This is a genomic window from Streptomyces sp. NPDC059166 (assembly GCF_042755185.1).
GTDB lineage: Bacteria > Actinomycetota > Actinomycetes > Streptomycetales > Streptomycetaceae > Streptomyces.
On the sequence record NZ_JBHZCI010000004.1, the window covers coordinates 102,818 to 117,936 of the forward strand.

The window sequence follows — 15,119 nt, forward strand, 5'->3', positions numbered from 1 at the left end:
GGCGGGCGGGCCGTAGCGCAGAGGTCGTCGCGCGCGGTCTCCAGAACCGTGAGGGCGCCGGTTCGACTCCGGCCGGCTCCGCCCGTTCCCGGGGCCGGTGCGACTACGGGGCGATCGGCAGGGCGCGCTTGTGGCCGGTGAGGCGGTAGCGGTTGACGATCGTCTCGAAGGCGCGCTCGTCGACCGGCTTGCCCTCCAGGAAGTCGTCGATGGTGTCGTAGGTGACACCGAGGGCCTGCTCGTCCGCCTTGCCCGGGTCGAGGGTCTCCAGGTCGGCCGTCGGCACCTTCCAGACCAGCTCGGCGGGTGCGCCCAGCGCCTCGGCGACACCGCGCACCCGGCGCTTGGTGAGCCCGGTCAGCGGCACCACGTCGGCGGCACCGTCACCGAACTTGGTGAAGAACCCGGACACCGCCTCGGCAGCGTGGTCCGTTCCGACCACCAGGCCGTTGTGGGCCCCGGCCACCGCGTACTGGGCGATCATGCGCTGGCGCGCCTTGATGTTGCCGAGCACGAAGTCCTGGTGGTGGGGGTCGCGGAAGCTCACGTCGGAGGTGAGCAGGGCCGCGAGGGTGGCGTCGCTCGCCGGCTTCACGTCCACGGTCAGGACCTCGTCGGCCTTGATGAACGACAGGGCGAGCTGGGCGTCGTGCTCGTCGGCCTGGACGCCGTAGGGCAGTCGCATCGCGTAGAAGCGTGCCTCGTGGCCCGCGTCGCGGGCCCGCTCGACGGCGAGCTGGCAGAGCCGTCCGGTGGTGGTGGAGTCGACTCCGCCGCTGATGCCGAGCACCAGGGAACGCAGGCCCGCGGAGGTCAGCCGCTCGGCGAGGAAGGCGACCCGGCGCTCGATCTCCACGGCGGCGTCGAAGGTCTCCGAGACCTCCAGCTCGCGTGCGATCTCCTGCTGCAGGGCGATGGACGCCGGCTCGCTCACGTCTGCTCCTCGGTCCGTTCGGGGTGGGGCTGTCGCGCCCAGCCTACCCAGCGGCCGGCCGGGCCCCTCCGGTGCGCCGTCAGCCCTTGACCGCCAGGTGAAAGGCGGACGCCCACAGCGTGACCGCCGAGGCCAGGCCCACCACGGTGCGTACGCCCTCGTCGGTCACTCCGGCCGCGATCAGCACGAGACCGGCGGCGGCGACGGCGCACAGCAGGGCGGCCGTCCACCTGTACTGCCACTGGTCGTAGAGGCGCGCCAGGGGGATGAAGTGCAGGCCCACCACGAGGGCGATGGCCGGCGGGATGAAGCCGGGACGGCCGGAGGCGTTCGAGGCGGCGATGACCGCGAAGACCGCCACCAGCTCCACGGCGTTCACGATGCCGACGGAACGCGCCCAGCCGTGGGGGAGGTCGACCATGCGGGGCGTGGGCGCGGCGCCCTTGCGGTGGGCGAGGACGATCGCCGTGACGGAGACGACCGCGGCGGCGGCCTCGACCGCCAGGGCGGCACCGCCCGACGCGAGCCCCGAGGCTCCGGCGAAGGCCCACACGAGGGCGAACACCGACAGTACGACGGTGCCCCGGCGGCGGAGGGTCCGGGTGAGCGCGGCGCACTCGGCGTCGGGCACCGGGGATGTCGTCGGCTGGATCATGGGGCGACGCTACAGCGGCCGCCGGGAGCATCCGGCGGTTTTCCGGAGCTCCGCGCATCCCTCCACTTGCGGAGGTTCGCCGTCCGGCTGGTCCGCCTCCCACCTGCTGATTCACCGTCGGGCGCACCCTCCGGCCGCCGCGTGCCCCGGGCGCCCGTGAAAAGCTGGGTGCGCAGACCGAGTGGTGAACGATCCGACGAGGAGGCACGGCATGGACGCCACCCCGCAGGTACTGGCCGTGCTGGACGAGCTGCTGGCCTCCGCCGCACCGGGTGAACGGGGCGCCCTGTGGCGTCTGGCCGAACAGGGACGGGAACTGGACGCCAACGTCGTCCGTCTGCCCCCGGGCGGCCGGGTCGGGGAGCACCAGGAGGACCTGCTGGACGTACTCCTCGTCGTCCTCGCCGGTGGCGGCAGCATGCGTACCAGCTCGGGGGGAACCCTGGACCTTGCCGCGACGACCGTCGTCTGGCTGCCGCGCACCTCGCGGCGCGCGCTGGAGGCGGGGCCGCACGGGCTGACCTACCTCACGGTGCACCGGCGCCGGCCAGGACTCGCGATCGGTTCCGCGCCGGCAGCGGCCGTACGTGCTCCCGCGGACGAGGGCGGTGAGGCGCCCTGCATGCTCGACCTGGTGTGCCCGGAGTGCGGCCGGCTGTCGGCCGACCGTGCGCCCGCGTTCTGCAGCGCGTGCGGGGAGCCGTTCCCGCGACGGTGACGGCTCGCGCGCGTGTTCACGCCCCGTGCAGGATCTGGATCAGGTTGCCGCAGGTGTCGTCGAGGACGGCGGTGGTGACCGGGCCCATCTCCAGCGGTTCCTGGGTGAAGCGCACGCCGAGCCCCCGCAGCCGCTCGAACTCGGCCCGCACGTCGTCCACCGAGAAGGCGGCCAGCGGGATGCCGTCCTTCGCCAGCCCGTCCCGGTAGGCCCGCACCACCGGATGGCGGGAGGGCTCCAGGAGCAGCTCCGTCCCGTCGGGGGCCTCCGGCGAGACGACGGTCAGCCAGCGGTCATCGCCCAGGGGCACGTCGTGCTTCGTCACGAAGCCGAGAACCTCCGTGTAGAAGCGGAGGGCCTTCTCCTGGTCGTCGACGAAGACGCTGGTACGGCTGATCCTCATGGGGCGTCCTTCGGCTCGTCGGGCCTGAGCCACCGGCTCGCGATGTGCTCGAGGGGCCCGGTGCGGATGTCGTGGAACTTGTACCGGCCCTCGCGTCGCGCACGGACCAGGCCGGCCGACTCGAGAACCGCCAGGTGCTGGCTGACCGCCTGCCGGGAGAGGGTCAGGCCGTGCCTGCTCACCAGCCGCGCGCATATCTCGAACAGGGTCTGCCCGTCGCGCTGGGCCAGTTCGTCGAGGATGCGCCGACGGGTGGGGTCGGCCAGGGCCTTGAAGACATCCTCCGTCATGAGGGCCAGTATAGGCAAGCATCGACTTGCCTGTCGGGCGTCAGGGCCGGAGGTCCCGTACGCCTCCTCGCGAACGCCCTCGGGGACGCGGGCACTCCTGCCCGGCCGCGTGCCGGGGCGCGGCTGACCTTCCGCAACGCCGGGACGGGGCAGCCGTCAGGCCAGGGAGAGGAACAGCTTCTCCAGGCGGGCGCGCATCCGGTCCCGGTCGGCGGGTGTGCCGGTCTCGTCGGACAGGCACTGCTCCAGTCCCGTGGCGATGATGGAGAACCCCGCCCGGTCGAGGGCCCGGGACGCGGCGGCGAGCTGGGTGACCACGTCCTCGCAGTCCCTGCCCTCCTCGATCATCCTGATCACCCCGGCGATCTGTCCCTGGGCCCGGCGCAGCCGGTTGAGGACGGAGCCGAGTTCCTCGGCCGCCATGTCGAGCTGCATCTGTCGGTCCTCCCGTGTCCGGCGTCCTTCGCACCGCTGGGGGCACGTTAGCCGGGCGCCGCCGGGCCGTGGCAGCCGCTCGCTCTCCGCCACGGTGCGGGACGGAGAGCGGAGCGGCGAGGAGGTGAGCGGCAGTCGGCCGTCAGCGGTGAGCGATGTCAGCGGCGGACCCGGCGGGCGACGGTGAAGCGGTCGACCTCGTCGCCGGTCTCGGCGATACCGGTGACCTCCAGCCTGGCCGTACCGCCGGGGCGGGCCGGCTTCACGTCGACGCGCAGGAACGAGTAGTCGAGGTACCGCACCCGTGACCAGGAGACGGTCTCCTTCTCCTTCACCCCGCCGTCGCGCACCACGAACGACGCGACCCCGTCGGGCGTGGCGGTCTCGTGGTTCTCGTAGGAGTCCGGGGCGGTGAAGGAGTACAGGCTCTTGCCCGCCGCGCCCGCCGTGGCGTACACGACGCCGTCCGTCTCCGGGTACGCCGTGCCGCCGATCGGCAGCTCCTTCGCGACCGTGCCGCCCTTGAGGACGTCGGTGCGTTCGTAGACGTGGTTGTGGCCGTTGATGACCAGGTCCACGGTGTACTTCTCGAAGAGCGGCACCCACTTCTCGCGCACGCCGCCCTCGGAGGCGTGGGCGGTGGCGGTGCAGTAGGCGCAGTGGTGGAAGAAGACCACGACGAAGGTGATGTCCCGCCGGGCCCGGAAGCCCTTCAGCTGCCTCTCCAGCCAGGCCGTCTGACCGCCCCCGGAGAGGCCGAGGTTGGCGGGGATCTCGTACGACACGTCGTTGGCGTCGAGGGAGATCACCGCGGTGTTGCCGTGGACGAAGGAGTAGACGCCCGGCAGGTTCTCCGGGTCCGGGCCGTTGTCGGGCAGGGTGAAGCGGGCCTCCTCGCCGCCGTAGCCGTGCGGCGCGTACCAGGCCTCCATGTCGTGGTTGCCGTACGCCGGCATCCACGGCACCTGCTTGGCGACGGACTCGGTCTGGGCGAGGAACTGGTCCCAGACGCGGGCGTCGAAACCGGTGTCCGTGGTCCTGCCCTGCCCGGCCGGGTCGCCGTACGCGATGTCGCCCGCGTGCAGGTGGAAGGCCGGGTTCTGACCGAGGATCAGTGCGTCGTTGGCGAGGGCGTGGTAGCTGACGCCCTGGTCGCCGAAGGCGGTGAACGTGAACGGCTGGTCGGACGCCGGGGCGGTGGTGAAGGTGCCGATGGTCCCGGCGAGCTTCGGGGCGGCCGGGTCGAAGCCCGCGTGGCCGACGCCGTAGTAGTACGTGGTGCCCGGGCGCAGCCTGCCGATGCGGGCGTGCAGGTAGTACTGGTCGTGGTCGGCGCCGACGCCGACGGCGGCCGGGGTGTGGAGGGTGCGGACCTCCGCGCCGGCCTTGCCGGAGAGGTCCCACGGGTGGAGGCCGATCCGGACGTACGGCTTCTCGACCGGTACCGGCACCTGCCACGAGACCGTCATCTCGGTCCGGGGGTCGTTGCCGTACGTGAGGTGGCGGCCGAACGGTGCGACGAGGGCGCCGTCGACACGATCGGCGGAGACCCGGTCGGCCGAGGTCTGCTTCGGTGCGGCGGCGGAGGCGTTGCCCGGGAACGCCAGCCCGGCCCCCGCGGCGCCCGCGGCCGCCGCGGTGCCGCGCAGCATCCGGCGGCGGGAGAACGTGCGGCGGAGGTACTCGTGCTGTTCGTGGAGAGGGCGGTCGGCGAGTTCGCGGGGAACGCCCATGCGGGGGATGTCCATGTGGGCACAAGTTGGTCGGGTCGCGCGTCGGGCGGGCGTCGGCGCGGTGAACCACCGGCCACGGGACCCTAAAAGATGCCCCATGAAACTAAATCCTGTGGGTGTGCTGTGCGGGGTGCGGGCGTGTTCACCAGGACCAGGGCGGCGTGAAGTCGTCCTGGTGGCCGCACCGGCACGCCCGTTCCCGGCAAGGGGAGCCGAGGTGGAGGTGGCGCGCGTGCCGGCACAGGGAACAGGGTCCGTCCTCCGGGCCCGTCACCCTCGGCGGCCGGAACACCGGGCAGTCGCAGCCCTTCTTCGACTGCCAGTCGCAGCCGCCCCTGGCCTCGGCGTGGCGGTGGCGGGGGTGGCCGCACTCGCGGCAGTCCTCCTCGCCTCCGTGTGAACCGCCGTCAGGCATGTGCGGTCACCCTCCGGTTCGTGGTCGCTGCGCCCCGTGGCGGAGCCCGTCGACGAGCAGGCCGATCATGCGCCGGGTGTGTCCGCCCTCGTCCTCGTCGGCGGACAGCGTCAGATTGCGTGTGGCGGTCAGCAGGTCCTCGGCGCCGATGTCGGAGCGGATCTCCCCGGCCTGTACGGCGGTGTCGACGAGACCTGTGAGCACGGGCACCAGGCGCTGCTCGAAGTAGCACGGCAGGCTGTCGTACGACGGATCCCCGGAGTGGAGGGCCGCGCTGAGCCCGCGCTTGGTGGCGAGGAAGAGCGCGAAACGCTGGAGCCACGCGCCGAGCGCGTCGGCCGGCGTGTGCTGCTCGGTGAGGGCCGGCGCGGCGTCGGCGCAGGCGTCGACCTCGTGACGGAAGACCGCGGCGATGAGGTCGGAGCGCTGCGGGAAGTGCCGGTAGAGGGTTCCCGCGCCGACACCCGCCTTCGCGGTGATCCGGCGTACCGGCGCGTCCACTCCCGAGGTGCGGAACACCTCCGCGGCCGCGGTGAGCAGGGCGTCGGTGTTGCGGCGCACGTCGGCGCGCACGCGCTTGGCCGGCTGCTCCGTGACGGCGGTGCCGTCCTCGGCGGCCCGGGAGGTGTCCTCGCGCACGATGAGTCCCTTGCTAAACGGAACAGTGTTCCGTATCGTCGTTGCTGAACGTTGTTCCGTTTAGCAGCTTAGTGCTCGCGGCAGGACTGAGCCATGGCCAGGAGGAGCTTCATGAGGTACCGCACGCTCGGCAGGACCGGTATCAAGGTCAGCCCGTACTGTCTCGGCGCCATGATGTTCGGCGCCGTGGGCAACCCCGACCACGACGACTCCGTCCGGATCATCCACAGGGCGCTGGACGCGGGCATCAACTTCGTGGACACCGCCGACGCCTACTCCCACGGTGAGTCCGAGGAGATCGTGGGCAAGGCGCTCAAGGGGCGCAGGGACCGTGTCGTGCTGGCCACCAAGGCCCACCTCCCGATGGGCGACGACCCCAACATGCGTGGCAACTCACGGCGTTGGATCGTGCGCGCCCTGGAGGACTCGCTGCGCCGCCTGGGCACCGACCACGTCGACCTGTTCCAGATGCACCGGCCCGACCCCGACACCGACGTCGAGGAGACGCTGTCCGCGCTCACCGACCTCGTCCGGGCGGGGAAGGTCCGGGCGATCGGTTCGTCCACGTTCCCCGCCTCCGGCATCGTCGAGGCCCAGTGGGTCTCGGAGCGGCGGGGCCTGGAGCGCTTCCGCTCCGAGCAGCCGCCCTACTCGATCCTCAACCGGGGCATCGAGCGCGAGGTGCTGCCGGTCTGCGAGCGCTACGGAATGGGCGCCCTGGTCTGGAGCCCGCTCGCCGGCGGCCTCCTCACCGGCCGCTACCGCAAGGGGCGCACGGCCGACACCCACCGGGCGGCGTTCGGCTTCAAGCACATGAGTGACGAGCGAAGGCTCGACGCCGTCGAGCGGCTCGTCCTCGTCGCGGAGGAGGCCGGGATGCCGCTGACCCACATGGCCACCGCCTTCGCGATCGCCCACCCGGGGGTGACGTCGGCGATCATCGGCCCGCGCACCATGGAGCACCTCGACGACCTGCTCGCCGGGGCGGAGACGGTCCTGGAGGACGCCGTCCTGGACCGGATCGACGAAGTGGTGGCTCCCGGTACGGACGTCGGGGCGCTCGACATGGCCTATGCCCCGCCCGCCGTCGAGCACGCACGGCTCCGGCGACGTCCGGCCGAGGAGCGCTCGGCCGCCTGAACCCGCGCCCCTCCGGCGCGGGACCCGGCCCTGGCATCATCGCCGTATGGCAGACATCATCACGCGCGACGGGACGTGGAGCTTCGACGGCGACACCGTGCGGATCGTCCCCGGCGGCAAGGCGCACCCGGTACGCCAGGGCCTGGGGGAGATCGCCGTCCCGCTGCGTGCCGTGGCCGGTGTCGCCTTCGAACCGGACCGCAGGGGCGGGCGGCTCCGCCTGCGGCTGAGGGCCGGCGCGTGCCCGGTGCTGCGCGCCGCGGACGGGCGGCTGAAGGACGCCGCCGATCCGTACCAGCTCGTGGTCGACAAGGGGCGTACGGGCGTCGCCGAATACCTCGTCGACGAGATACGCGCCGCCCTGGTGATCGAGCAGGTGCCGGCCGGCCCCGTGGACCGCTTCCTGCTGCCGGGTCCGGCCGTGCCGGTGTCCGGCGGCGGCGGGGACGGTACGGCGTCCTTCGACGGGAAGACGGTCCGCCTCACCTGGAACTGGAAGGCGGAGGAGTCGAAGGAGTCGGCGGGAGCCGTCACCATCCCGCTGCCGGAGGTGACGGGGGTCCGCTGGATCCCCTGCATCGGGCTGGAGAACGGCTCGCTGCGCTTCGACCGCGGAGGCGTCGTGTCTGCCGCGCCCGCCAAGTACGACCCGTACTCGCTGGACCTGTGGGGGCTCTCCAAGCGGGAGTACACGGCGGTCCTGGTCGCAGCCGCCGTACTCGTGCGGATGCCGGCGGCAGGGGCCCCCGCCGTGCCCGCCGGGCAGGCGGAGCCCGTACCCGCGATCGAGCCGGCGCCCGCCCCGGTCCCGGAGCGACCGGCCCCCGACGACCACGACGTGCTGCTGCGCCGCCTCCGGGAGCTGGGTGAGCTCCACGCGGCCGGAGTCCTGACCGACGAGGAGTTCGCCACCGCCAAGGCCGCGGTGCTGAGGCGTCTCTGACGGGGCCGCAGCCGTCGTGCCGGGCGTGACCGGCAGGGGGCGGGCGCGGGGCGGGGGCTCGAACGGGGTGACGTACGTCCGTGCGAGCGCTCACCGGTCCTGACGGACTGTGACGCCCGGTCGGCGCGGTGGGGGGCGCGGGGCGGGGTGTGCCGGGACAATGGCGCACGCGCCATCCCGAGGCGCCCGAGCCTCTCCGGTCCCTCACGCCCCGCGCGACAGCGGTCGTGCGCACCGGACATGGAATGACCGAGGAGGACCCGTGGTGGATGTCCAGGTGGATCCGATGACCGGAGTGGTCGACGGTGCGCGTGCGCGGGCCCGGACGCAGCTCCTCGACGCGGGCCTGGAGCTGTTCGGCGTCTACGGCTACGCGCAGACCTCGGAGCATGCCCTGTGCGACATGGCAGGAGTGTCCCCGGATGTGTTCCGGGAGGAGTTCGGCTCCCGGGAGGGGGTGCTGATGGAGCTCCACAACCGGATCACCACCAGCGGACTGCGCGCGGCGGAGGCGGCGCTGCTCTCCGAGGGGATGGACGACTGCCCGATGGCGCAGCGTTTCCGGCGGCTCTTCGACGCCTACGTGTGGGCGGTGACCCGGGACCTGCGTGAGGCCCGGGTGACCTTCGTCGAGGTGCTCGGTGTGAGCCCGGCGGTGGACGCGCACTGCAAGCGGTGGCGGGACCTGTGGGCCGACTTCCTGACCGGGGAGGCCGAGCGCGCGGCCGTGCGCGGTGAGGCGGAGGAGCGCGACCACCGGGTGGTGGTGATGGTGATGGTGGGTACGGTCCACGAGCTCATGGCCCACCACGCGCGCCGCCCTCGCAGGGCCAAGCCGGGCGAGGTCTCGGAGGAACTGACCCGGCTCGGCCTCGAGATGCTGGGCGCCGGACCGGCCCAGACCTGAGGGCCGGTCACCGGACCGTTCCGGCCCCCCGGAGCCGCACCCGGGCCGCCACCGGCAGGTGGAAGCCGGCGGGATCCCGGGCGGGCTCGGTGTTCACATGCGTGGATAGACGTCGCGTCGGTGTCCTGCGGCCAGGACCCAAAGGATCAATCGGCCGCCCTCGAGCGAGTAGACGGCCCGGTAGTCACCCACGCGCAACCTCCAGCGCCCGGGGTGTCCTTGGAGTGCCTTGACGTCGAATGCGCCGATGTCCCCGACGTCCAGCGCCCTTTGCAGATCGGTGAGACGCATGAGGATGCGCAGCGCGTCGTGTCGGGGGATCTTGAGCAGGTCGCGCTGCGCGTGCGGGGTGAATCGCGTGACGTACCCCATGGGTCACGGTGCCGCGCGAAGAACGGCGGCCATCTCCTCGAGTGACACCGAGCCGTCGGTGCCCTCGGACTCGGCTTCGTCCGCCAGGCGGTTGAGCCAGTCGTCCTCGAGCTGATCGGCTGCGGCGCGCAGGCGTCGGTACTCGTCGATGTCGACGAGCACCGCCTCGCTTCGTCCGCGACGAGTGATGATCGTCGGCGTGTCGTCCCGGCGGGCACGGTCTATGACGTCGGCGAGGTGCCGCCGTACCTCTGCCATCGACTCCACGACCGGTTCGCTCATGTGTGAAGTGTATCGGATGTACGCGACATCGCGATATGTCACAGATGTACATGAGCGCCTCCTCCTCTCCCCCGGAGCCGCACCCGGGCCGCCACCGGCAGGTGGTCGCTGGTTGTGGCGGGCAGGGTCCGTATGTCGGTGACCTGGGCGGACCGGGCGAGGACCTGGTCGATCCTGGCGAGCGGGAAGGCCGCCGGCCAGCTGAAGGCGAAGGACGAGGCCGGTCCGGTCATCAGAGAGGTGACCGGGGCCAGACCGCGGTCGTCGAGCGTGCTGTTGAGGTCGCCCACGAGGATCACCCGGTCCAGGGGCTCGGAGCTCAGAGCCCTCGCCAGGAGCACGGCGCTCTCGTCCCGGAGTCCGGAGGCGAATCCGGCCGGTCCGATCCGGACGGACGGGAGATGGGCGACGTACACGGCGACCTCCCCTTCCGGCGTGCGGGCCGTCGCGCGGAGTCCCCGGTTCCACCCCTCCCCGACGTCCTCCGGCCGGATGTCCACCGGTCGTACGCCGACGAGCGGGTGCTTCGACCAGAGTCCGACGGTGCCCACCGTCGCGTGATGGGGGAGGCCGGCGGAGAGCGCGGCCTCGTAGGCCGGAAGGGCGGGGGCTGTCAGCTCCTCCAGCGCGATGAGGTCCGCTCCCGTACGGGCCAGCGCGCGTGCCGTGGCGGCGGGGTCGGGGTTCACGTCGCTGACGTTGTGCTGGACCACCAGGAGCCCGCCTTCCTCCGCCCCGTCCCCGGCGAACAGCGCCGCACCGAAGAGGGCCGCCCAGACGGCCGCGGGCAGCAGGGCCGCCGCGGCGGCCAGGCGCGAGCGGCGCAGGAGTGCCGCGACCAGGGCGGCGGGCACGGCGAGGCCGAGCCAGGGCAGGAAGGTCTCCAGCAGACTGCCCAGGTGGCCGGGGGAGTCGGGTACCAGGCCGGGCAGCACCAGGAGGAGCGTGGCCAGCAGGCAGAGGCAGGCGGTCAGCCGGCCGGGCCTCCGGCGTCGGGTTCCCGGCCGGGCGTCGTGCTCCCCGGTCACCGGCTCGTGCTCCGCCTCCGGCCTCTTCGCGTCGTCCCGCATGTGAGGGGGACGCGGATTCCCGCAGGGCCGGTTCCGGTGCCCGCGGGCCCGGCTGCGTCAGGCCGCGGTCAGGGCGCCCGCGTACGGGCCGCCGACGCCCCACGCCTGGTGCATGGCGTCGGCGAAGGCGCCGGCGAGTCTGTGCTCTCCGGACGGGCCGGGGTGGGTGCCGTCGTAGGTGTCCGTGCGGATGTCGTAGTCCGTGGGGCGCGAGGCCAGCAGGACCGGTGAGGCGGGGGTGTCCAGGTCGGCCACGGCCTTCGCCAGGAGCGTGTTGAAACGGTCGCACTCGGCGGCGAACGGGGCGTCCGACTCGGCCCGGACGTTCGGTATGACGGGCAGCAGCACGAACTTGACGTGCGGGTTCGCGGTCCGCGCCCCGGCGATGAACTGCCGTACGTTCGCGGCCGTCTGCTCGCTGTTCGTGTAGAAGCCGAGATCTATCAGGCCGAGCGAGACGAGCAGGACGTCCGCGCGGGCGGCCTCCACCTCGTCGGCGATCACGGGCGCCATGTGGAGCCAGCCCTCGCCCCAGCCCGCCAGATGCCGGCGTGCCGCGGCCGGGAAGCCGGGATCGCCGTAGTCGTGGGAGAGCGGGGCGCCGGCCTCGGCGTCGTACAGCCCGGTGCGGGGGCCGGTGATCGTGTAACCACCGGCGCCGAGGGTCGCTTCCAGGTGCTGCCACATGCGGTAGCGCCAGGTGAAGTCGCCGGCGCTACCGATGGTCATGGAGTCGCCGACGAAGAGAAAACGCATGGCGACATCATGGCCGATCACCGCTCCGGCCTGCGACGTGACAGTGGACACTTGTGGGATGAGATCGCTGCTGACCGCCGCCGCCGCCCTGCTCCTGCTGACGGGAACGGCGGGGACGGCTCCCGCTTCCGCGGACGACGGGGACGGCGCCGACCGGAGCTTCACGATCGAGGACCCCAGGATCACCGAGTCGAGCGGGCTCGCGGCGAGCCGGATCCACCCGGGCGTCTACTGGACGCACAACGACAGCGAGGACGGGCCGTACGTCTACGCCGTCGACTCCCGGACCGGGAAGACGGTCGCGACGATCACCATGAAGGGCGTGGGCGAGCCCCGGGACGTCGAGGCCATCTCACTCGGACCGGACGGGAACCTCTACGTCGGGGACATCGGCGACAACCTCGACGGCTCCTGGGACCACGTGTGGATCTATCGCTTCCCCGAACCGAAGCGCCTCGCGGACGCCACCGTCCGGGCCACCCAGTTCGACGTCACCTACGCGGACGGGGCCCGTAACGCCGAGGCGCTGATGGTCCATCCGAAGACCGGGCGGGTCTACATCGCCTCGAAGAACGAGGACGGCGGCGGGCTGTACGAGGGCCCGGAGAAGCTGACCGCCGGGCGCGACAACGTCTTCCGCCGGGTGGGCGAGGTGCCGTGGGTGACCGACGGGGCGTTCTCGCCGGACGGCGAGGAGGTGGTCTTCCGGTCGTACTTCAGCGCACGCGCCTACGCCTTCGAGAACGGCAGGCTGGGCGAGGACCACGCGGTGGGCGTGCCGCTCCAGGGGCAGTCCGAGTCGGTGACGTACACGGCCGACGGCTCCGCGATGATGTTCGGCTCCGAGGGGAAGCGGAGCGAGGTGGTACGGGTCGAGGTGGAGGGCCGCGGAGGCGGCAGGTCTCCGTCCCCGAACGGCGGGGGCGGCGGGACGTCGCCGGGCGCGGACGCGAAGGGTGACGGAGGCTCGCAGAAGGGCACGGTCACCGGGGGCGCGCTGGCCGTCGTGGTGATCGTGCTGGCGGTGCTCGTGGGCAGGCGCCGTCGCGGCTGAGCGCCGTCCCGGGGCGTACCCCGGCGGCCCGTCTTCCGGGATCCCCCGCGATTCCTCCCGCGGCCTGGCAGCATGCCGGTATGGGTGACCGGGGGACGGGCGGGTTCGCCGTACGGGCGGCATGCGGGGCCGACGCGGAGGCGCTGGTCGCCCTGGATCCGGTGGCGTCCGGGGGTGACGGCGAGCGCGGCGAGCACATCCGGGGGTGGTGCGCGCGGGGCTCGGCCCTGATCGCCGAGGACGCGTCCGGGCCGCTCGGTTACTGCGTCGTCGAGTACACCTTCTTCGGCCAGGGCTTCGTCCCGATGGTGACGGTGGCGCCGGACGCCCGGGGCCGGGGCGTCGGCAGGCTGCTGCTGGAAGCCGCGGCGGGGTCGTGCACGACCCCGAAGCTCTTCACCTCGACCAATCTCTCCAACCAGCCGATGCAGCGGCTGCTGCGCCGCGCCGGATGGAGCCCCGCCGGTCTCGTGCACGGCCTGGACGAGGGCGACCCCGAGGTTTTCTACCTCCTGGAGCGCCCGGCCGGCGGCTGACGGCCGGGCACGAGCCCGATGCCGGCGCCGCACCGGCCCTTTGCTGCCGCTGCGGCGTGGTGCCGGATGATGCCGTCCCGCCCCCGGTGGCACCTCGATGGCACAGGATGGCGCCACCCCGGCGCCATGCGTGCCGGTGCCGGGGTGGCCCGGAATGCATCTGCGGTACGAGCGTGGTGCGGGATAAGTGCAGCTCAGAGGCCATGTGTATCGATCTGGCGCCACACGGCGCCATGAAGGGGTTGCGCTTGGTGCCATAGTGGTGCCATGATGACGTCATGGACCTCACTCCCTATGTCGACAACCTCCGCCGCGAGCTCGCGGTAGCCGCCGAAGCGGGTGGCGACCAGGCCCGGGAACTGGCCGAGCGGCTCACCGCGCCGCTGGAGTCGGCCACCCGTCTGACGATGCTCAACGTGCTCTCCGCCGCGATGGACGAGATCACCCGCGAGCTCGCCCCCGGCTCGGTCGACGTACGGCTGAGGGGGCTCGACCCCGACTTCGTCGTGACGAGGCCGGAGGGCGGCGAGGTCTACGAGGGCGGGATCCGGCCGGCGGAGCCGCTCAAGGCTCCGTCCCCCGTGCCCGCCGACGCCGAGGAAGGGGGTACAGCCCGGGTCAACCTCCGGCTGCCGGCCCACCTCAAGGTCCGCGCCGAGGAGGCCGCGAGCCGGGAGGGCCTGTCGGTCAACGCCTGGCTGGTGCGCGCCGTCTCGGCCGCGGTCGACGGCGGTGGCGGGCCGCGTGCGGCCGAGAAGCCCCGGACCTCCCACACCGTCGGGCAGAGCTTCACCGGCTGGGTGCGCTGACCGCCACCCGAGCCTCACCGTTCATCCGTACCGGGCCCTACCGCATCGACCTCACCACTCCGCACCCCTTCATCCACCTCACGTCCCGCCAGAGGGACGCCGCGAAGACCCAAGAGGACGGGACAGCCATGCCTTCTTTCGAGACCACCGGGACGATCTCGGTCACCGCGCACGTGGACGCGGGATCCGTCCGCTTCGTCGCCGTCGACCGCCCCGAGGCGCAGGTCGACGTGCGCCCTCGCGACCCGGCGAAGGACCAGGACGTGCGGACCGCCGAGCAGACCGAGGTGCGCTACGCGAGCGGCGTGCTGACCGTCCGCACCCCGAAGCCCCGCTACTTCCTCGGGCGGACCGGTGCCGTCGACGTGACCGTCGAACTCCCCGCCGGCTCCCGGCTGGAGGCGAGCGGTTCGTGGGTCCAGGTGTACGGCGACGGGCAGTTCGGCGAGGTACGCGTCAAGACGTCCTCCGGCGACGTCCGTCTCGACGCCACCGGTCCGGCGCACGTGCTCGCCTCCCACGGCAGCATCACGGTGGACCGTGTCGACGGCGCCGCCGAGATCACCACCAGCTCCGGGAGCATGCGGCTGGGCACCCTCGGCGGCCCGGCCGTCCTGAAGAACTCGCACGGCACCACCACGGTCGGCCACGCCCTGGGCGACCTTCGGGTGAGGGGCGCCAACGGCGACATCATCGTCGAGCACGCTGAGGGGTCCGTCGCGGCCACGACCGCCCACGGTGCGCTGCGGGTGGGTGACGTCGCCCGCGGATCCGTCCAGCTGGAGACCTCCTACGGCGCCATCGACATCGGTGTCCGCGAGGGCACGGCCGCCTGGCTCGACGCCGGTTCGGGCGCCGGCCAGGTGCACAACCTGCTCACCGCCTCCGACGCGCCCGCGGACTCCGAGGAGACCGTCGAGGTCAGGGCGCGCACCAAGTTCGGCAACATCGACATCCGCCGCGCCAAGGCCTGAGACCGGCCCCCTCCGGCGGTCCGTCCGCACCTTCCGTGAACGCCCATCCTCGAA

The 15,119-nt window shown here is 72.6% G+C and carries 19 protein-coding genes and 1 tRNA gene; 9 read left to right on the plus strand and 11 right to left on the minus strand.

Annotated elements, in window-relative coordinates; translation table 11 throughout:
- Positions 1-7: 7 nt before the first annotated feature.
- Positions 8-81, plus strand: a tRNA-Trp gene (locus tag ACFXOA_RS04480).
- A gap of 22 nt (positions 82-103) precedes the next feature.
- On the opposite strand, the gene nadE is transcribed toward ACFXOA_RS04480, so the two are convergent.
- Together nadE and ACFXOA_RS04490 are read right to left on the minus strand one after the other, a co-directional pair.
- On the minus strand, positions 104-934 hold the full coding sequence (gene nadE, locus ACFXOA_RS04485; RefSeq protein WP_385022342.1) for an ammonia-dependent NAD(+) synthetase: 831 nt from the start codon (positions 932-934) through the stop codon (positions 104-106).
- Positions 935-1,013: 79 nt separating this feature from the next.
- A complete protein-coding gene (locus ACFXOA_RS04490; RefSeq protein ID WP_385022345.1) occupies positions 1,014-1,589 on the minus strand; it encodes a hypothetical protein in 576 nt (191 codons plus the stop codon).
- Positions 1,590-1,800: 211 nt separating this feature from the next.
- Here ACFXOA_RS04490 and ACFXOA_RS04495 point away from each other — a divergent pair, with 211 nt between their 5' ends.
- Positions 1,801-2,307 carry a hypothetical protein gene (locus tag ACFXOA_RS04495; protein WP_385022348.1) on the plus strand — a complete coding sequence of 169 codons (507 nt, stop codon included), beginning with the start codon at positions 1,801-1,803 and terminating at the stop codon, positions 2,305-2,307.
- A gap of 16 nt (positions 2,308-2,323) precedes the next feature.
- On the opposite strand, the gene ACFXOA_RS04500 is transcribed toward ACFXOA_RS04495, so the two are convergent.
- The 5 genes from ACFXOA_RS04500 to ACFXOA_RS04520 all read right to left on the minus strand — a co-directional run bounded on the left by ACFXOA_RS04500 (position 2,324) and on the right by ACFXOA_RS04520 (position 6,222).
- On the minus strand, positions 2,324-2,710 hold the full coding sequence (locus tag ACFXOA_RS04500; RefSeq protein WP_385022351.1) for a VOC family protein: 387 nt from the start codon (positions 2,708-2,710) through the stop codon (positions 2,324-2,326).
- Positions 2,707-3,000, minus strand: a complete 294-nt coding sequence (locus ACFXOA_RS04505) for an ArsR/SmtB family transcription factor (protein WP_385022354.1) — start codon at positions 2,998-3,000, stop codon at positions 2,707-2,709. Before ACFXOA_RS04505 ends, ACFXOA_RS04500 begins: the two co-directional genes overlap by 4 nt.
- 156 nt (positions 3,001-3,156) lie before the next feature.
- Positions 3,157-3,435 carry a metal-sensitive transcriptional regulator gene (locus tag ACFXOA_RS04510; RefSeq protein ID WP_385022357.1) on the minus strand — a complete coding sequence of 93 codons (279 nt, stop codon included), beginning with the start codon at positions 3,433-3,435 and terminating at the stop codon, positions 3,157-3,159.
- A 158-nt stretch (positions 3,436-3,593) separates the two neighbouring features.
- The gene (locus ACFXOA_RS04515; RefSeq protein ID WP_385022701.1) at positions 3,594-5,168 is read right to left on the minus strand and encodes a purple acid phosphatase family protein; all 1,575 of its coding nucleotides are present in this window, start codon (positions 5,166-5,168) and stop codon (positions 3,594-3,596) included.
- 421 nt (positions 5,169-5,589) lie between these two features.
- Positions 5,590-6,222, minus strand: a complete 633-nt coding sequence (locus ACFXOA_RS04520) for a TetR/AcrR family transcriptional regulator (protein ID WP_385022360.1) — start codon at positions 6,220-6,222, stop codon at positions 5,590-5,592.
- Between the two features lie 111 nt (positions 6,223-6,333).
- Here ACFXOA_RS04520 and ACFXOA_RS04525 point away from each other — a divergent pair, with 111 nt between their 5' ends.
- The 3 genes from ACFXOA_RS04525 to ACFXOA_RS04535 all read left to right on the plus strand — a co-directional run bounded on the left by ACFXOA_RS04525 (position 6,334) and on the right by ACFXOA_RS04535 (position 9,212).
- Positions 6,334-7,362: an aldo/keto reductase gene (locus ACFXOA_RS04525; RefSeq protein WP_385022363.1), complete on the plus strand. Its 1,029-nt coding sequence runs from the start codon at positions 6,334-6,336 to the stop codon at positions 7,360-7,362.
- 46 nt (positions 7,363-7,408) lie between these two features.
- Positions 7,409-8,305, plus strand: a complete 897-nt coding sequence (locus ACFXOA_RS04530) for a DUF4429 domain-containing protein (protein WP_385022366.1) — start codon at positions 7,409-7,411, stop codon at positions 8,303-8,305.
- A gap of 286 nt (positions 8,306-8,591) precedes the next feature.
- Positions 8,592-9,212 (plus strand): TetR/AcrR family transcriptional regulator, encoded by a 621-nt coding sequence (locus tag ACFXOA_RS04535; RefSeq protein WP_385022704.1) that lies wholly within the window; start codon positions 8,592-8,594, stop codon positions 9,210-9,212.
- A 93-nt stretch (positions 9,213-9,305) separates the two neighbouring features.
- Here ACFXOA_RS04535 and ACFXOA_RS04540 read toward each other — a convergent pair whose 3' ends face one another.
- Genes ACFXOA_RS04540 through ACFXOA_RS04555 form a run of 4 tightly spaced genes read right to left on the minus strand, consistent with a single transcriptional unit; the run spans position 9,306 to position 11,692 of the window.
- The gene (locus ACFXOA_RS04540) at positions 9,306-9,584 is read right to left on the minus strand and encodes a type II toxin-antitoxin system RelE/ParE family toxin (protein WP_385022369.1); all 279 of its coding nucleotides are present in this window, start codon (positions 9,582-9,584) and stop codon (positions 9,306-9,308) included.
- A 3-nt stretch (positions 9,585-9,587) separates the two neighbouring features.
- Positions 9,588-9,866 (minus strand): type II toxin-antitoxin system Phd/YefM family antitoxin, encoded by a 279-nt coding sequence (locus ACFXOA_RS04545; protein ID WP_385022372.1) that lies wholly within the window; start codon positions 9,864-9,866, stop codon positions 9,588-9,590.
- 38 nt (positions 9,867-9,904) lie between these two features.
- Positions 9,905-10,936, minus strand: a complete 1,032-nt coding sequence (locus tag ACFXOA_RS04550) for an endonuclease/exonuclease/phosphatase family protein (protein ID WP_385022375.1) — start codon at positions 10,934-10,936, stop codon at positions 9,905-9,907.
- Between the two features lie 57 nt (positions 10,937-10,993).
- Positions 10,994-11,692, minus strand: a complete 699-nt coding sequence (locus tag ACFXOA_RS04555; protein WP_385022707.1) for a GDSL-type esterase/lipase family protein — start codon at positions 11,690-11,692, stop codon at positions 10,994-10,996.
- 58 nt (positions 11,693-11,750) lie between these two features.
- Here ACFXOA_RS04555 and ACFXOA_RS04560 point away from each other — a divergent pair, with 58 nt between their 5' ends.
- From ACFXOA_RS04560 to ACFXOA_RS04575, 4 genes are all read left to right on the plus strand, one after another.
- Positions 11,751-12,746 carry a WD40 repeat domain-containing protein gene (locus ACFXOA_RS04560; protein ID WP_385022378.1) on the plus strand — a complete coding sequence of 332 codons (996 nt, stop codon included), beginning with the start codon at positions 11,751-11,753 and terminating at the stop codon, positions 12,744-12,746.
- 80 nt (positions 12,747-12,826) lie between these two features.
- Entirely contained in the window at positions 12,827-13,282 is a 456-nt protein-coding gene (locus ACFXOA_RS04565) for a GNAT family N-acetyltransferase (protein ID WP_385022381.1), read from the plus strand.
- A 278-nt stretch (positions 13,283-13,560) separates the two neighbouring features.
- On the plus strand, positions 13,561-14,091 hold the full coding sequence (locus tag ACFXOA_RS04570; protein WP_385022384.1) for a hypothetical protein: 531 nt from the start codon (positions 13,561-13,563) through the stop codon (positions 14,089-14,091).
- 128 nt (positions 14,092-14,219) lie between these two features.
- Positions 14,220-15,065 carry a DUF4097 domain-containing protein gene (locus ACFXOA_RS04575; protein WP_385022387.1) on the plus strand — a complete coding sequence of 282 codons (846 nt, stop codon included), beginning with the start codon at positions 14,220-14,222 and terminating at the stop codon, positions 15,063-15,065.
- Positions 15,066-15,119: the final 54 nt, after the last annotated feature.

Bases quoted from the DNA above. Each gene is read 5' to 3' on its own strand.
- ACFXOA_RS04490 (WP_385022345.1), bottom strand. From the start codon at position 1,589: ATGATCCAGCCGACGACATCCCCGGTGCCCGACGCCGAGTGCGCCGCG.
- ACFXOA_RS04495 (WP_385022348.1), top strand. From the start codon at position 1,801: ATGGACGCCACCCCGCAGGTACTGGCCGTGCTGGACGAGCTGCTGGCC.
- ACFXOA_RS04500 (WP_385022351.1), bottom strand. From the start codon at position 2,710: ATGAGGATCAGCCGTACCAGCGTCTTCGTCGACGACCAGGAGAAGGCC.
- ACFXOA_RS04505 (WP_385022354.1), bottom strand. From the start codon at position 3,000: ATGACGGAGGATGTCTTCAAGGCCCTGGCCGACCCCACCCGTCGGCGC.
- ACFXOA_RS04510 (WP_385022357.1), bottom strand. From the start codon at position 3,435: ATGCAGCTCGACATGGCGGCCGAGGAACTCGGCTCCGTCCTCAACCGG.
- ACFXOA_RS04515 (WP_385022701.1), bottom strand. From the start codon at position 5,168: ATGGGCGTTCCCCGCGAACTCGCCGACCGCCCTCTCCACGAACAGCAC.
- ACFXOA_RS04525 (WP_385022363.1), top strand. From the start codon at position 6,334: ATGAGGTACCGCACGCTCGGCAGGACCGGTATCAAGGTCAGCCCGTAC.
- ACFXOA_RS04530 (WP_385022366.1), top strand. From the start codon at position 7,409: ATGGCAGACATCATCACGCGCGACGGGACGTGGAGCTTCGACGGCGAC.
- ACFXOA_RS04535 (WP_385022704.1), top strand. From the start codon at position 8,592: ATGACCGGAGTGGTCGACGGTGCGCGTGCGCGGGCCCGGACGCAGCTC.
- ACFXOA_RS04540 (WP_385022369.1), bottom strand. From the start codon at position 9,584: ATGGGGTACGTCACGCGATTCACCCCGCACGCGCAGCGCGACCTGCTC.
- ACFXOA_RS04545 (WP_385022372.1), bottom strand. From the start codon at position 9,866: ATGAGCGAACCGGTCGTGGAGTCGATGGCAGAGGTACGGCGGCACCTC.
- ACFXOA_RS04550 (WP_385022375.1), bottom strand. From the start codon at position 10,936: ATGCGGGACGACGCGAAGAGGCCGGAGGCGGAGCACGAGCCGGTGACC.
- ACFXOA_RS04555 (WP_385022707.1), bottom strand. From the start codon at position 11,692: ATGCGTTTTCTCTTCGTCGGCGACTCCATGACCATCGGTAGCGCCGGC.
- ACFXOA_RS04560 (WP_385022378.1), top strand. From the start codon at position 11,751: ATGAGATCGCTGCTGACCGCCGCCGCCGCCCTGCTCCTGCTGACGGGA.
- ACFXOA_RS04565 (WP_385022381.1), top strand. From the start codon at position 12,827: ATGGGTGACCGGGGGACGGGCGGGTTCGCCGTACGGGCGGCATGCGGG.
- ACFXOA_RS04570 (WP_385022384.1), top strand. From the start codon at position 13,561: ATGGACCTCACTCCCTATGTCGACAACCTCCGCCGCGAGCTCGCGGTA.
- ACFXOA_RS04575 (WP_385022387.1), top strand. From the start codon at position 14,220: ATGCCTTCTTTCGAGACCACCGGGACGATCTCGGTCACCGCGCACGTG.